The organism is Streptomyces sp. NPDC051364, from assembly GCF_040682115.1.
Classification (GTDB): Bacteria; Actinomycetota; Actinomycetes; order Streptomycetales; family Streptomycetaceae; genus Streptomyces.
Genome location: NZ_JBFBAH010000022.1, coordinates 22079 through 36433, shown reverse-complemented (window position 1 = coordinate 36433; position 14355 = coordinate 22079). Strand labels below are relative to the sequence as shown.

Below are 14355 nucleotides of genomic sequence, written 5' to 3'. Positions count from 1 at the left end.
CTGATCAACGAGGCGGCGCGAGGGATAATGGCACTCTCGCCCACCGGCCGCTGGAGCCCACGATGTCTTCGCTCGCCTCGCTGATCAGCATCGACCGCACCAGCCCGGTTCCCCTGTACTTCCAGGTGGCCGTGCGGCTGGAGGAGCTGATCGCCGGCGGCGAGCTGCCCGCGGGATCCCGGCTGGAGAACGAGGTCGCCCTTGCCGGTGACCTGGGCCTGTCCCGTCCCACCATGCGGCAGGCCATCCAGCATCTCGTCGACAAGGGGCTGCTGGTCCGCAAGCGCGGCGTCGGCACTCAGGTGGTGCACAGCCGGGTCCGCCGCCAGGTCGAACTGACCAGCCTCCACGACGACCTGCTCCGCGCCGACCGGCATCCGCGCACCGAGGTCCTGTCGATGGAGCGCGTTCCGGCCCCGGACGAGGTGGCGGCCGCGCTGCGCCTGCCGCCGGGCGGCGAGGTCGTCGCGCTCGAGCGGCTGCGCTACGCGGACGACGAGCCGCTCGCCCTGCTCCGCAACCACGTCCCCGTCGAGCTGTGCCGGTTCACGGTGGAGGATCTTGCGGACCGGGGCCTGTACGAGCTGCTGCGCGCGGCCGGTACCCGGCTGAGCCTCGCCGACCAGTCGATCACCGCCCGGCGGGCGTCCACCGCCGAGGCCCGGCTGCTCTCCGAGGTCCGGGGCGCCCCGCTGCTGGCCATGCGGCGCACGGCGTACGACAGCGACGGCCGCCCCGTGGAGTACGGCGACCACCTCTACCGAGCCTCGCTCTACTCCTTCGAAATCACCCTCATGGCGCGCTGAGGCGTACGCCCGGACCCATCACGGTTCGATCTCACACACCCATCAACCAAGTCCGTATGTCTTGACATACTGACTTGCGCGGGACGAAGGTGATGCCACATCGCTGCGGCACACCCACCCGCCACCCGGGGTGCCCCAGCGACCGGCGCACGTACTCCCCTTCAGGGCCGACACCTCGCCTCCGGCCCCGCAGCCCCTCATCGGAGGTCGCACCCCATGAACGTGAACCACTCCGTACCCGCACGCCGCCCCTCCGCGTCCCGCAGACGCAGCCTGCCCCGCCTGCTGCCCACCGCCGCGGTCGCCGTCGTCCTCGCCTTCGCCGCCGCCTGCAGCGGCCCTGCCGCCGACGGCGGTTCGGCCAAGAGTCCGGCCGCCGACGCGTCCGGTGCCAAGCCGGCTCCCGGAAACGGATCCCTGCACATCGCGGTGATCAGCCACGGCGGTCCGGGCGACGCCTTCTGGAACGTGGTGAAGAACGGTTCCACCGACGCGGGCAAGCAGCTCGGCGTACAGGTGGACTACAACTCCGACCCGGACCCGTCCGGCCAGGCCAAACTCATCGACAACGCGGTCGCCCAGCACGTCGGCGGCCTGGTCGTCTCGATGGCCAACCCCGACGCCCTCCAGAGCTCGGTCAAGGCCGCCGTCGCGGCCGGGATCCCGGTGATCACCATCAACTCGGGATCCGCCAAGAGCCGGGAGTTCGGCGCCATCGGGCACGTGGGCCAGGAGGAATCGGTCGCCGGTGAGGGCGCGGGCGCCAAGCTCAAGCAGAGCGGGCGGCACAAGGTCCTCTGCGTGATCCACGAGGCCGGCAACATCGGCCTCAACCAGCGCTGCGACGGCGCCCGCAAGGGCTTCGGCGGCGACGTGGTCAACCTCCAGGTCGACGCGGCCAACCCGACCGACGTACTGTCCCGGATCCGCGGCGCCCTTCAGGCCGACCCCGCGGTCGACGGCGTCCTGACCCTCAACGCCCAGATAGCCGCGACGGCCACCGAGGCGGTCAAGGCCCTCAGCTCCAAGGCGCAGGTCGCCACCTTCGACCTCAACACCGACGTGATCAGCGCCGTCAAGGCCGGCGCCATCGCCTTCGCCGTGGACCAGCAGCAGTACGAGCAGGGCTACCTGCCCGTCGTCATGCTGAAGCTCCAGCACGACAACGGCAACACCGTCGGCGGCGGCCTGCCCGTTCTCACCGGCCCCGCCTTCGTCGATGCGTCCAACGTCGACCAGGTTGCGAAGTACGCGGCCCGGGGCACCCGATGACGGCGACCTCCCCCGCCCCGACCACCCCTGCCGCCCCGCAGCACGGTTCCGCCCCCGACGAGCGGCTCGCCCGGCGCGGCCCGCTGGGCCGGCTGCTCCTGCGGCCCGAACTCGGCGCGCTCCTCGGCGCGTTGCTCGTCTTCACCTTCTTCTCCGCGGTCACCGGCCAGTTCCTCAGCCCGCTGGGCGCGGCGACCTGGCTCGACGACTCGGCGACGCTCGGCATCGTCGCCGTCGCCGTCGCACTGCTCATGATCGGCGGCGAGTTCGACCTCTCGGCCGGTGTGATGACGGCGTCCACGGCCCTGGTGACCGCGCTGCTCTCGGTCGAGCTCGGCTGGAACGTCTGGCTCGCGCTCCTCGTCTCGCTGGCCTTCGCCCTCGGTGTGGGAGCCCTGAACGGCTGGCTGGTCATGCGCACCGGCCTGCCGAGCTTCATCGTCACCCTCGGCTCGTTCCTCGCCCTCCAGGGCCTCAACCTCGGCGTGACCCGCGCGGTGACGGGAACCGTGCAGGTCAGCGGTATGCGCAGCGCGCCGGGGTTCGAATCGGCAGGCTATGTGTTCGCCTCCACCATCGACATCGGGGGCACATCGTTCCAGATCTCGCTGGTGTGGTGGGTCGTGGCGACGGTGCTCGCCTCGCTCGTCCTGATGCGCACCCGCGGCGGAAACTGGATCTTCGCGGTGGGCGGCTCGGCACTGAGCGCCCGTCAGGTGGGCGTGCCCGTGGAGCGTACGAAGATCACGCTGTTCATGACCACGGCGGCCGCCGCCTGGCTGGTCGGCACCATCAACATCCTGCGGTTCACCACCGTGCAGGCCAACCAGGGCGTCGGGCTGGAGTTCCAGTACATCATCGCGGCGGTCATCGGCGGCTGCCTGATGACCGGCGGGTACGGCTCGGCGGTCGGCGCCGCGATCGGCGCGCTCATCTTCGGCATGGCCCGCCAGGGCATCGTCTTCGCCCAGTGGAACAGCGACTGGTTCATGGCATTCCTCGGCGTGATGCTGCTCTCCGCCGTCCTGGTGAACAACACGTTCCGGCGTCGGGCGGAAAGGGTACGGCGATGAAGGACGCATCCCGGGCGGTACGCCCGCTGCTGGAGGCCAAGGGCATCGGCAAGTCATACGGCTCCGTCATCGCCCTGCGCGACGTGAGCGCGGTCGTCAACCCCGGCCAGGTCACCTGCGTACTGGGCGACAACGGAGCCGGCAAGTCCACGCTGATCAAGATCCTGGCCGGTGCGCACCAGCACACCGGAGGCGAACTGCTCCTCGACGGCGAGCCGGTGCACTTCCCCTCACCGCGCGCGGCACTCGACCGGGGTATCGCCACGGTGTTCCAGGACCTCTCGGTCGTGCCGCTGATGAGCGTGTGGCGCAACTTCTTCCTGGGCTCCGAGCCCGTACGCCGCTTCGGGCCGGTGCGCCTCCTCGACCGGAAGTACGGCCGGGAGACGGCCCGTACGGCACTGCGCGAGATGGGCATCGACCTGCGCGACGTCGAGCAGCCGGTCGGCACGCTGTCGGGCGGTGAGCGGCAGTGCGTCGCCATCGCCCGGGCGGTCCACTTCGGGGCCCGGGTGCTCATTCTGGACGAGCCGACCGCCGCGCTCGGCGTCAAGCAGGCCGGTGTGGTGCTGCGTTACGTGGCGCAAGCACGGGACCGGGGTCTCGGCGTGGTCCTGATCACGCACAACCCGCACCACGCCTACCCGGTCGGCGACCGGTTCCTGCTCCTCAAGCGGGGCCGCAGTCTGGGCTGTTTCGAGAAGGCCGACATCTCGCTGGCCGAGCTGACCCGCCAGATGGCCGGCGGAGCCGAACTCGAGGCCTTGGAGCACGAGCTCCGCGCGCCCGCCCCCGCTTCCTCCGACTGACGGCAGGCCCGCTCCATCTCTCCCTTGATCTCCGCTCCATCGAAAGGCGACACCATGCGCGTCGGTCTTCTGGGAACGGGCCGTATCGGCTCCTTCCACGCCAGAACACTGGCCACCCACCCCGCGGTCACCGAGCTCCTCGTGGCCGACACCGATCCCGCCCGCGCGCACGACGTGGCGGACGGCCTCGCGGACGCCCGGGCATCCGTCGCCGCTCTCGACACGGTCGACGCCGTGCTCCGGGCAGGCGTCGACGCCGTGGTCATCGCGACCGCCACGGACGCCCATTCGGATCTGATCATCCGCGCCGCCCGGGCCGGGCTGCCCGCCTACTGCGAGAAGCCGATCGCCACCGACGTCCCGGGCACGCTCGCGGCGCTGCGCGAGGTGGAGCGCTGCGGTACCGCCCTCCAGCTCGGCTTCCAGCGGCGCTTCGACGCCGGGTACGGCGCGGTCCGCGAGGCGGTCCGTACCGGCGGCCTCGGCTTCGTGCACACGATCCGGGCCGTCACCGCCGACCCGGCCCCGCCCCCGGCCTCGTACGTGCCCACCTCCGGCGGGCTCTTCCGGGACTGCTGCGTCCACGATTTCGACATCGTCCGCTGGGTCACCGGCCGTGAGGTCGTCAGTGTCTTCGCCACCGGCTCCAACCTCGGTGAGCCTTTCTTCTCCGAGGCCGGTGACGTCGACACGGCGGCCGCGCTCCTGACCCTCGACGACGGCACCCTGGTCAGCTGCAACGCCACGCGCTACAACGGCGCCGGGTACGACGTACGCATGGAGGTCTCCGGCAGCCGGGGCACCCTGGTCGCCGGCCTCGACGCCCGGGCTCCGCTGACCTCGGCCGAACCCGACGGCCCCAAGGCCCCCGCCGACCCCTGGCCCGATTTCCTCGCCCGCTTCCACGACGCCTACGTCGCCGAGCTGGACGCCTTCCTCGATGTCGCGCGGGGTCTGCGCCCCAGCCCGTGCAGCGGGCACGACGCCCTCGAGGCACTGCTCGTCGCCGAGGCCTGCGAACGCTCCCGGCGGCTCGGCAGCCCGGTCCGCGTCGACGACGTCCGCGCCGAAGCCGAAGCCGAGGCCGAAGCCGAAGGGGATGCCCGATGAGCACGACGGACACCGCCCGGCCCCTGGCCGACCGGATCGCCGCGGCCCCGATCTCCTGGGGCGTGTGCGAGGTCCCCGGCTGGGGCCATCAGATGTCGCCTGCCCGGGTGCTGCGCGAGATGCGGGAACTGGGCCTCGCGGCCACCGAGTTCGGGCCCGACGGATTCCTTCCGGACGCCCCCGACCAGCGCCTCGCCGTACTCGGCGCGCACGGCATGCGCGCGGTGGGCGGCTTCGTCCCCGCCGTGCTGCACGATCCGGACCTCGATCCGCTGCCGGCGGTCCGCGCGGCCCTCGCCGCCTTCGCCGCCTGTTCCGCGGACACCCTCGTACTCGCCGCGGCCACCGGCCTGGACGGGTACGACAGCCGCCCGAGCCTCGGCACCGACGGCTGGCGCACCCTCCTCACCCGCCTCGACTCCATCAGCGCCGCAGCCCGCGAGTACGGCATCACCGCCACCCTCCACCCCCATGTGGGCACGATGGTCGAGCGGGTGGACGAGGTCCTGCGCGTGCTCGACGGCAGCGACGTCCTGCTCTGCCTGGACACCGGCCACCTCCTCGTCGGCGGGACGGACCCGCTTGCGCTGGCCCGCCGGGCCGCCGACCGGATCGCCCACGTCCACCTCAAGGACGTCGACGCCGCGACGGCCGAGCAGGTCCGCGCCGGCAGGCTCGGCTACACCTCCGCCGTCGCAGCCGGCATGTACCGGCCGCTCGGCCAGGGCGATGCGCAGATCGCCGAACTGGTCGGCGTGCTGGAGGCCGGCGGGTACGACGGCTGGTACGTGATGGAGCAGGACGCCGTCCTCACCGCCGAACCCGCGCCCGGCGAGGGACCCGTCCGCGACGTCACCGCGGGGCTGCGGTTCCTCGCCGGCCTGGGCGCCGGCCAGTGGACGGTCGGCCGATGAGCGCCGCGGGCATCGCCGGGGGCGGGGGCCGGACCCCGTCGTACGACCTGGTGGCCCTGGGGCGCGTGGGAGTCGACCTCTATCCGCAGCAGACCGGCCTGCCCCTGGCCGATGTGCGAACGTTCGCCAAATCGCTCGGCGGCACGGCCACCAACGTCGCCGTGGCCGCCACCCGGCACGGTCTGCGCACCGCGGTCGTCACCGGAGTGGGGGACGACCCCTTCGGCCCGTACGTACGGCAGACTCTGCGCGCGTTCGGCGTCGACGACCGCCAGGTGGTCACCGTCCCCGGCACTCAGACCCCCGTGGTCTTCTGCGAGATGCACCCGCCGGACGACTTCCCGCTCGTCTTCTACCGGCGGCCCGTCGCCCCCGACCAGTGCATCGCCCCGGACGCCCTGGACCTCGACGTCATCCGTGCCGCGGCGATCGTCTGGATCACCGGCGGCGGACTGGCCGTCGACCCCTCACGGACCACCACCCTGCTCGCGGCGGCCCAGCGCGCGCCCGACGCCGACGTGGTGTTCGACCTCGACTGGCGCCCGTCCTTCTGGGACGACCCGTCCGAGGCCCCCGCCTGGTACGCCCGGGGTCTGGAACTGGCCACCGTCGCCGTCGGCAACCGCGACGAGACCGAGGTCGCCGTCGGTACCCGGGACCCCGACCGGGCCGCCGACCTGCTGCTGGAGCGGGGCGTACGGCTCGCCGTCGTCAAGCAGGGACCGGCGGGCGTCCTGGCCCGTACCGCCGGCGAGGAGGTCCGGGTCTCCCCCTTGGCGGTCAAGGTCGTCAACGGACTGGGCGCCGGTGACGCGTTCGGCGGCGCGCTGGCCGCCGGGCTGCGCCGCGGCCGCCCGCTGCGGGAGGTCGTCGAGACCGCCAACGCGGCCGGCGCCCTCGTCGCCGGACGCCTCGCGTGCGCCGACGACATGCCCGAACCCCACGAGATCCAGGCGCTGCTCGCCCGCCACTGGCGGCGGCGCCCGGACGATCCGGTCCTGGCCGTGCCGCCGGCTGCACACCGGCTCAAGGACCCCCGTACCGAAGGCCACCGAGAGATGATCGTATGACCGAGATGTCCGTGGCCGCCGCGCCGACCGCAGGCTCCCCGCCCCTCCTGCGGCGGCCGTTCGACCTCAGCGCCCTCACCGAGCTGCGGGCCTGCGACCCCGAGGCCGTCCGCCGGCTGGTCCGCCAGCGCCCGCGGTTCGACCGGGAACGGCTGGCCCGCCCGATGTTCGTCCTGGCCGCCGACCATCCGGCCCGCGGCGCGATGGCCGCCGGCGGCGACCCCGCCGCCATGGGCGACCGGCACGAGCTGCTGGCCCGCTGCGCCGAGGCACTCGCCCGTCCCGGTGTGGACGGCTTCCTCGGAACCGCCGACCTGGTCGAGGACCTGACGCTGCTCGGGGCCCTCGACGGCAAGCTGGTGCTCGGCTCGATGAACCGGGGCGGTCTGAGCGGCGCCACGTTCGAGCTGGACGACCGGTTCACCGGGTACGACGCCGCCGGCATCGCCGACTCCGGTCTCGACGGCGGGAAGATGCTGCTGCGCATCGATCCGCACGACTCGCGCACCATCCGGACCCTGGAGAGCGCCGCCCGGGCGGTGGACGCCCTGAACGAGCGATCCCTCATGGCCATGGTCGAACCGTTCAGCTCGCGCCGGCAGCGGGGCAGGATCGTCAACCTGCTGACCGCGGACGAGCAGATGTGGGCGAACAACATCGCCCAGGGCCTGGGCCGTACGACCGCGCACACCTGGCTGAAGCTCCCGATCGTCGCGGACATGGAACGGATGATGTCCTCGACGACGCTGCCGACGATGCTGCTGGGCGGCGAGGGCGGCCCGGACCGCGACGCCATGTACGAGTCCTGGCGCCAGGCCCTGCGCATCCCGCAGGTACGCGGGCTCATGATCGGGCGCACCGTGCTGTATCCGCCGGACGGGGACGTCGCCCGGGCCGTCGACACGGCCGTCGGCCTGCTGGACCGCTGAACCCCTGCCGTCTCGTCCCGCCCTCGCCCCGCCCCTGCACCTGGAGCACCACGTGACACAACTCCACCTGCCCGACGGCGCCGCGGCGCGGGACGGGTACCGCTGCCGGATCGACCCGGAGTCCGCCGGCTGGACCCACACGTCCCTGCGCATCCTCGACCTGGCGCCGGGCGGCTCGCACACCCTCGAAACCGGCGACAGCGAGTGGATCCTGCTGCCGCTGTCCGGCTCTGCGGAGGTCGTGTGCGACGGGGCGCGGCTGCGGCTGCACGGCCGTCCGGACGTGTTCAGCGCCGTCAGCGATTTCGCCTACCTGCCGCGGGACGCGACGGCCCGGGTGAACTCGGCGGGAGGAGGCCGTTTCGCGCTCTGCGGGGCCCGGTGCACCTCGAAGCTGCCGCTGCGCTACGGACCGGCGTCCGGAGTGCCGGTCGAGATCCGCGGGGCGGGCCGGGCCGCCCGCCAGGTCAACAACTTCGCCTCCGCCGAGGCCTTCGAGGCGGACCGGCTGATCGCGGTCGAGGTCCTGACCCCGGCCGGGAACTGGTCCTCGTACCCGCCGCACAAGCATGACGAGGACCGGCCGGGCGAGGAGTGCCGGCTGGAGGAGGTCTACTGGTTCGCCATCGGCGGGGGGCCGGACGGCAGCGGGGGCAAGGGCGAGGGCATGGGTGAGGGCGAGGGCATGGGCATGGGCTACCACCGGGTGTACCCCTCGGGCGCGGGCGGTCCCTCGGACGTCCTGGCCGAAGTCCGCACGGGTGACGCCGTCCTGGTCCCCGACGGCTGGCACGGCCCGTCCATGGCCGCCCCCGGCTACCCCATGTACTACCTCAACGTGATGGCCGGTCCGGGCGCCGAGCGGCGCTGGCTGATCTGCGACGACCCCGCGCACGCCTGGGTCCGCGGGACCTGGCCGGACGAGCCCGCGGACCCCCGGCTGCCCCTCTACACCGCCCCGTCCCCGGAAGGCACGCACTGATGCTGACCCCGCCCGACACCACCCCCGCGACCGTCTCCCCCGCGGGCACGGTCCGGCTGACCACCGCCCAGGCGCTCGTACGCTTCCTCTCCTGCCAGTACACGGAGCGCGACGGCCACCGGCAGCGCCTGATCACGGCCTGCTGGGGCATCTTCGGCCACGGGAACGTGGCCGGCCTCGGCCAGGCGCTGGTCGAGGCCGCGGCACAAGACCCGGCGTGCCTTCCCTTCCTCCAGGGCCGCAACGAACAGTCGATGGTCCATGCCGCCGTCGGGTTCGCCCGCCAGAGCGGGCGCCTGAGCACGCACGCGGTGACCACCTCGATCGGCCCTGGTGCGACCAACCTCGTCACGGGAGCCGCCCTCGCCACGATCAACCGGATCCCTGTGCTGCTCCTGCCCGGTGACGTCTTCGCGGGCCGCCCGGCCGACCCCGTACTGCAGCAGCTCGAGACCCCGTGGGCCGGCGACGTGAGCGTGAACGACACGCTCCGGCCGGTCTCCCGCTTCTTCGACCGGATCTGGCGGCCGGAGATGCTGATCCCGGCGGCGCTCCAGGCGATGCGGGTGCTCACCGATCCGGTGGACACCGGCGCCGTCACCCTGGCCCTGCCCCAGGACGTCCAGGCGCAGGCCCACGACTGGCCGGCGGAGTTCTTCGCCGACCGGGTCTGGCACATCCGCCGTCCGCAGCCCGACCTCGGCGAACTGGAGCGCGCCGTACGGCTCGTCCGCGCCGCCGAGCGCCCGCTGATCGTGGCCGGCGGAGGCGTCCACCACAGCGCCGCCGAGGATGCGCTGCGCGCGCTGGCGGACGCCACCGGGATCCCGGTCGCGGAGACCCAGGCCGGCCGGGGCGCGCTGGAGTGGGACCACCCGTGCGCCCTCGGCGGCCTCGGCCACACCGGTACGGCGGCGGCCAACGCGGTGGCGCGACGGGCCGATGTGGTGATCGGGGTCGGCACCCGCTGGAGCGACTTCACCACGGCCTCGGCCACGCTGTTCGCCGAGCCCGGCGTCCGGTTCGTCAATGTCAACGTCGCCGCCTCGGACGGGCACAAGCTCGCCGGGCAGCCGCTGGTCGCCGACGCCCGCGTCGCCTTGGAGGCGCTGACCGCGCGCCTGGGCACGTACCGGGTCCCGGAGAGCCATCGGGCGGAGTACGCCGACCGGGTGGCGCGCTGGCAGCGCGCCGTCGACGAGGCCGTCGCCGCCCCCAACGGCAGCCGCCGGCCCACGCAGGCCCAGCTGCTCGGCATCCTGGGCGAACTCCTGGAGCCGACCGATGTCGTCGTCAACGCGGCCGGATCGATGCCCGGCGACCTCCACAGGCTGTGGCGTCCGCGCGAGCGCCGCCAGTACCACGTCGAGTACGGCTACTCGTGCATGGGCTACGAGATCCCGGCCGCGCTCGGGGTCCGGCTCGCCGCGCCGGAGCGCGAGGTGTTCGCGCTGGTGGGCGACGGCACGTACCTGATGATGCCGACGGAACTGGTGACGGCCGTCCAGGAAGGCATCAAGATCATCCCCGTGCTGGTGCAGAACCACGGCTACGCTTCCATCGGGGCCCTGTCCGAGAGCGTGGGCGCGGAACGCTACGGCACCGACTACCGCTTCCGCACGGCCGACGGCCGCTATGCGGGCCATCCGCTGCCGGTCGATCTCGCCGCCAACATGGAAAGCCTGGGAGTCGACGTGCTGTGCCCGCGCACGGTCGCGGAGTTGCGGCAGGCGGTGCTCGACGCCAGGAAGGCGGAGCGGCCCACGGCGATCTACGTCGAGACCGTTCCCCCGGAGCCGGACCTGCCGGCCCTGGAGTCCCACGCCTGGTGGGAGGTCGCGGTGGCGGAGGTCTCCGCGTCCCCTGCCGCCCGGGAAGCCCGGGAACGCTACGAGACCGAGCGGCGCGCCCAGCGCCGGCACCTGTGACCGGCAAGGACGGCCCTCAGTGGCGAAGAGCTGCGTCGAGCTCGTGGCGGAGCTCGTCCAGCCGGCTGCGCCCCGGGGTGAAAACCGGCATCTGCCGCAGGATCCCGCGCACTTCCGGCGGGGCGTGTTCGATCGCCCACCAGATCTCCTGGTCGCCCACGCCGGTGTCCTCGTCCGCCGCGAGCTCGCGAGCGCGTGCCACGTACATGGCGGGCCCCAGGGCGTGTTTCGCCTGGTGAGGGGTGGCCAGGGCATGGATGTAAGGGGTCGCCGCCGCGTAGCCCGCGGCGCGAGCGGCGGCTGTGGCAGCCGGATCCCCGACTTCACGCGCGGCGGTGAGGGCCGCGAGGGCGAGGGAGCGCAGCGGCCCCTTCCGCAGCTCCTCGCGCGCGTAGGAGCGGATGCCCTCGACGGCCTCGCGCGGGCGGGTGTCCGAGGGAGCCTTCGCCTCGAACAGCGGGAGCACCCGCTCGGCGCAGTCGGCAGCCCAGCGTCCGAGGGACCGGCGGTCTTCCTCACTGATGGTCACACTGTTCACCCGCACATCCTGCCGGTTCCGGTGTCCCCTGTCGCCGCAATTGCGTCCTGTTGCGTACGGGATACGGGGTACCGGACACCGGCAGCCGGGTGTCCCGGCTGCCGGTGTCCGAAGGACGCTAGCCCTGCATCACCAGAGCACGGGCAGCCGCTCGGGGATGCGCTTCATGAACCCGGTGCGCCACACCAGCTGCTCGATCGGCACGGCGAGGTCGAGACCGGGCAGCCGCTCGAGGAGGACCTCGACGGCGATCTGTGCGTGCCGCTTGCCGAGGGCGGTGGCGGGGCAGTAGTGGCCGCCTCCGCCGAACGACAGGTGCGCGTTCGGGTTCGGCCGGTCGAGGCGCACGGTGTGCGGGTCCTCGAATTCGGCGGGGTCGTGGTTGGCGGCCTCGACCAGGACGAGGACGAGCTCCCCCTTCTGCACGGTGACGTCACCGAGCTGCATGGTCTCGGTGGCGATCCGGGGCAGGCCGTCGGCGATCGACAGGTTGATGCGCAGCAGTTCGTCCACCGCGGCCGGGATGAGGGCCGGGTCGGCGATCAACCGGTCCTTGAGTTCGGGGTGCTGGATCAGGGAGACGAGTGCCATGGTGAGGAAGCCCATGACGCTGATGACGCCCGCGCCGAACATCGTGACGCCGACGGTGGCGAGCATCTCGTCCGTCAGGTGCGCGTAGTCGGGGTCGTCCCGCAGGGCCGCGAGTTCGGCCATGAGGCCCGTCGTCGCCGGGTCGTTGAGACGGTCGATCATGTGGCCCATGTCGCGGTCCCAGTTGATGCCCGCCGCGGGGATGGTGCGGGGGCTGTTCATGAACGCGACGTGCAGCGACCGGTAGAGGTCGGGGCCGTCGCTCTGGGGGATGCCGAGGATGTGGCAGTGCAGCCCGGTGGAGTAGGGGACGGTGAAGTCGCGGCGCAGGTCGGCCGGCACTCCCGTCGCCACCAACTGGTCGACGAGCGCGTGCGCGTGGCTGGTGAGCCACTCCTCCAGCCCGGGGGCCTTCGGGTTGAGGGCCTTCATCACGGCCTTGCGGAGCCCGGCACCCGTGATGTTCCCCATGTTGTTGACCACCTCGGGGGGGATGGTCAGCGCGTACTGGCGGGGCGCGCCCGGGGCGGAGGTGTCCTTGAGGGAGAACCTGGCGTCGTCGAGCACCTGCCTGCACAGGGGATACGAGGACACCAGCCAGGCCTCCGCTCCGGCGATGGTGCGGACCTTCTTGACCGGCTCGTTGGTGAGCAGGTGCGTGATCTCGTCGGGCAGTCGCGTGCCGTTGGCGTCGAACGGGAACCGGGTGAGCTCGTCGGCCGGGGCGGCCGAGGTGGGGTCGATGGCGGTGGTCATGCGGAGCGGTCCTGTTCTTCGGGTGCTTCGGCGGGGGTGATGACGGCGTGGCCCTGATTGCGCGAGGCACGCAGACCCCAGCCCCGTGCGTACAGCAGCTCTGCCAACGGCAGTGCCTGGTGGTAGCAGTTGAGCGAGGAGGAGACCCCGAGGATGGCCGGGGTGTCGAGGAACAGGGGTACCTCGGCACACACGTACTTGATGCACACCTCGCGCTGCAGCTCGGTGGGCGGTTGGCCGTTCAGCTTGTCGGCGAGGAACCGGGCCGCGAGCTGGTCGCACACCTCGCGGAACTCGGGGTCGTCGGTCATGAGGGTGTCGAGCCGGGAGCGGATGCGCTGGTAGGCCGGCAGCTCCAGGAGCGCGGACATGGGCCGGCCGCGCAGCCGCTCTCCCTCGGGGTCGAGGGCGGCGACGGCGGCGGTGACCTTGGCGCGGACTCCGCGGAGGTTCTTCACCGCCTTGCGCTGCGCCTCGACCTCGGGGTAGCCGAGGGCCACGAACATCTCGGCGACGTGCATGTCGGTCCAGATGAGATCGACCTGCCGGAAGTGTTCGAGCCCCCACCGGGCGAGATCGAGCACGCGGTCGTGGGTGAAGTAGGAGTTCCCGGACGAGATGCCGATGACGGCATGGTCTCCCTCGTCGTGGATCACCTGGCAGTGAGGCGTATAGGGACGGACGGCGAAGATGCCTTGAATGGCAGTCGTCAACGTGAGTATTTCCCCTGCACCGCGAGTCCCAACAGGGCCTTGTGCCCTGGGTGTGGCGGCGCGAGACACGACGGTAGCCGAGAAACCATCAGATGATCTAGAGCTACCGGCTGGTTACTCTACGGATTTCGTTGTGGTCGGCGGCATGCCCCGAAGGCGGGCGGGCGCTGACGGCACCGGCGGTTTACCCGCAGGTCACCTGCTCGACAGTCGCCCGGATCTGCGGATTCCGACTCCTGGCCGCGCGTCGTCACGCGGTCGGCGACCCGCCCGTCTGTAACCTGTCGGTCCTGCGGCACTCCGACCCACCACCCCCGTGGAGGCCCGCATGACCCGTGTGCGCAGGCGCATCCTGCCCTCGGTCGCCGTGATCGCGGCTCTCGCGCTGGGTGCCACGGCGTGCTCGGGCGACACCACGCCCTCCGACGTCGCGTCGAAGGCGGCCTCCGCCGTGGCCTCGGTGGGAGCGGATCTGAATGCCGCGGCGGCCGAGGCGAAGAAGAAGCTCGACAGCGTGAAGGACGGGGTGGACGCGAAGAGCGATGTCCGGCTCGGAACACCCTCCAAGGACGCCGACGGGCACGCCTCCGTGCGGGTCACGGTGTCCAACACGGTCACGAGCAAGAAGTCGTTCGCGGTCCAGGTCGATTTCCGCGACACCGGCGGGAACCTGCTCGACACGCTTGTGGTCACCATCTCGGACGTCGCCGCAGGGGCAGCCGGTGAGGGAACGGCCCGCAGCAACCGGGGGCTGTCGGGCGAGGTCGAAGCCGGCACGGGAACCGCCCTGCGTTACTGAACCGCGGCGGGTTCCGGGCCGCATCCGCGTTCGCCGCCGTGGTTCTCGGGTAGGCGGACGGCGTG

14 protein-coding genes are annotated in these 14355 nt (G+C 72.3%); 11 read left to right on the top strand and 3 right to left on the bottom strand.

Features of this window, described 5'->3' with window-relative positions; all coding sequences use genetic code 11:
- Nucleotides 1-62: 62 nt before the first annotated feature.
- The 10 genes from AB0M76_RS31865 to iolD all read left to right on the top strand — a co-directional run bounded on the left by AB0M76_RS31865 (nucleotide 63) and on the right by iolD (nucleotide 10893).
- Nucleotides 63-806 (top strand): GntR family transcriptional regulator, encoded by a 744-nt coding sequence (locus tag AB0M76_RS31865; protein ID WP_365956211.1) that lies wholly within the window; start codon nucleotides 63-65, stop codon nucleotides 804-806.
- Nucleotides 807-1022: 216 nt separating this feature from the next.
- Entirely contained in the window at nucleotides 1023-2078 is a 1056-nt protein-coding gene (locus AB0M76_RS31860) for a sugar ABC transporter substrate-binding protein (protein WP_365956210.1), read from the top strand.
- Nucleotides 2075-3151: an ABC transporter permease gene (locus AB0M76_RS31855; RefSeq protein WP_266998944.1), complete on the top strand. Its 1077-nt coding sequence runs from the start codon at nucleotides 2075-2077 to the stop codon at nucleotides 3149-3151. The genes AB0M76_RS31860 and AB0M76_RS31855 overlap by 4 nt, the downstream gene beginning before the upstream one ends.
- Entirely contained in the window at nucleotides 3148-3960 is an 813-nt protein-coding gene (locus tag AB0M76_RS31850) for an ATP-binding cassette domain-containing protein (protein WP_365956209.1), read from the top strand. Before AB0M76_RS31855 ends, AB0M76_RS31850 begins: the two co-directional genes overlap by 4 nt.
- A 54-nt stretch (nucleotides 3961-4014) precedes the next feature.
- Nucleotides 4015-5070 (top strand): Gfo/Idh/MocA family oxidoreductase, encoded by a 1056-nt coding sequence (locus AB0M76_RS31845; RefSeq protein ID WP_365956208.1) that lies wholly within the window; start codon nucleotides 4015-4017, stop codon nucleotides 5068-5070.
- Entirely contained in the window at nucleotides 5067-5984 is a 918-nt protein-coding gene (locus AB0M76_RS31840) for a TIM barrel protein (protein WP_365956207.1), read from the top strand. Before AB0M76_RS31845 ends, AB0M76_RS31840 begins: the two co-directional genes overlap by 4 nt.
- The gene (gene iolC, locus AB0M76_RS31835) at nucleotides 5981-7054 is read left to right on the top strand and encodes a 5-dehydro-2-deoxygluconokinase (protein WP_365956206.1); all 1074 of its coding nucleotides are present in this window, start codon (nucleotides 5981-5983) and stop codon (nucleotides 7052-7054) included. The genes AB0M76_RS31840 and iolC overlap by 4 nt, the downstream gene beginning before the upstream one ends.
- A gap of 5 nt (nucleotides 7055-7059) precedes the next feature.
- Nucleotides 7060-7983 (top strand): deoxyribose-phosphate aldolase, encoded by a 924-nt coding sequence (locus tag AB0M76_RS31830; RefSeq protein WP_365956269.1) that lies wholly within the window; start codon nucleotides 7060-7062, stop codon nucleotides 7981-7983.
- A 52-nt stretch (nucleotides 7984-8035) separates the two neighbouring features.
- Complete coding sequence (iolB, locus tag AB0M76_RS31825; RefSeq protein WP_365956205.1) at nucleotides 8036-8965, top strand: 5-deoxy-glucuronate isomerase; 930 nt, start codon at nucleotides 8036-8038, stop codon at nucleotides 8963-8965.
- Nucleotides 8965-10893 (top strand): 3D-(3,5/4)-trihydroxycyclohexane-1,2-dione acylhydrolase (decyclizing), encoded by a 1929-nt coding sequence (iolD, locus tag AB0M76_RS31820; RefSeq protein WP_365956204.1) that lies wholly within the window; start codon nucleotides 8965-8967, stop codon nucleotides 10891-10893. Before iolB ends, iolD begins: the two co-directional genes overlap by 1 nt.
- 16 nt (nucleotides 10894-10909) lie before the next feature.
- Here the strand turns inward: iolD and AB0M76_RS31815 are convergent, their stop codons facing one another.
- The 3 genes from AB0M76_RS31815 to AB0M76_RS31805 form a co-directional block, all read right to left on the bottom strand.
- The gene (locus AB0M76_RS31815) at nucleotides 10910-11431 is read right to left on the bottom strand and encodes a putative immunity protein (protein WP_365956203.1); all 522 of its coding nucleotides are present in this window, start codon (nucleotides 11429-11431) and stop codon (nucleotides 10910-10912) included.
- 129 nt (nucleotides 11432-11560) lie between these two features.
- Nucleotides 11561-12778: a cytochrome P450 gene (locus AB0M76_RS31810; RefSeq protein ID WP_365956202.1), complete on the bottom strand. Its 1218-nt coding sequence runs from the start codon at nucleotides 12776-12778 to the stop codon at nucleotides 11561-11563.
- A complete protein-coding gene (locus tag AB0M76_RS31805; RefSeq protein WP_365956201.1) occupies nucleotides 12775-13491 on the bottom strand; it encodes a tRNA-dependent cyclodipeptide synthase in 717 nt (238 codons plus the stop codon). The genes AB0M76_RS31810 and AB0M76_RS31805 overlap by 4 nt, the downstream gene beginning before the upstream one ends.
- A gap of 328 nt (nucleotides 13492-13819) precedes the next feature.
- On the opposite strand from AB0M76_RS31805, the gene AB0M76_RS31800 reads away from it, so the two are divergent.
- Nucleotides 13820-14290, top strand: a complete 471-nt coding sequence (locus AB0M76_RS31800) for a hypothetical protein (protein ID WP_365956200.1) — start codon at nucleotides 13820-13822, stop codon at nucleotides 14288-14290.
- The last annotated feature ends 65 nt before the right edge of the window (nucleotides 14291-14355 follow it).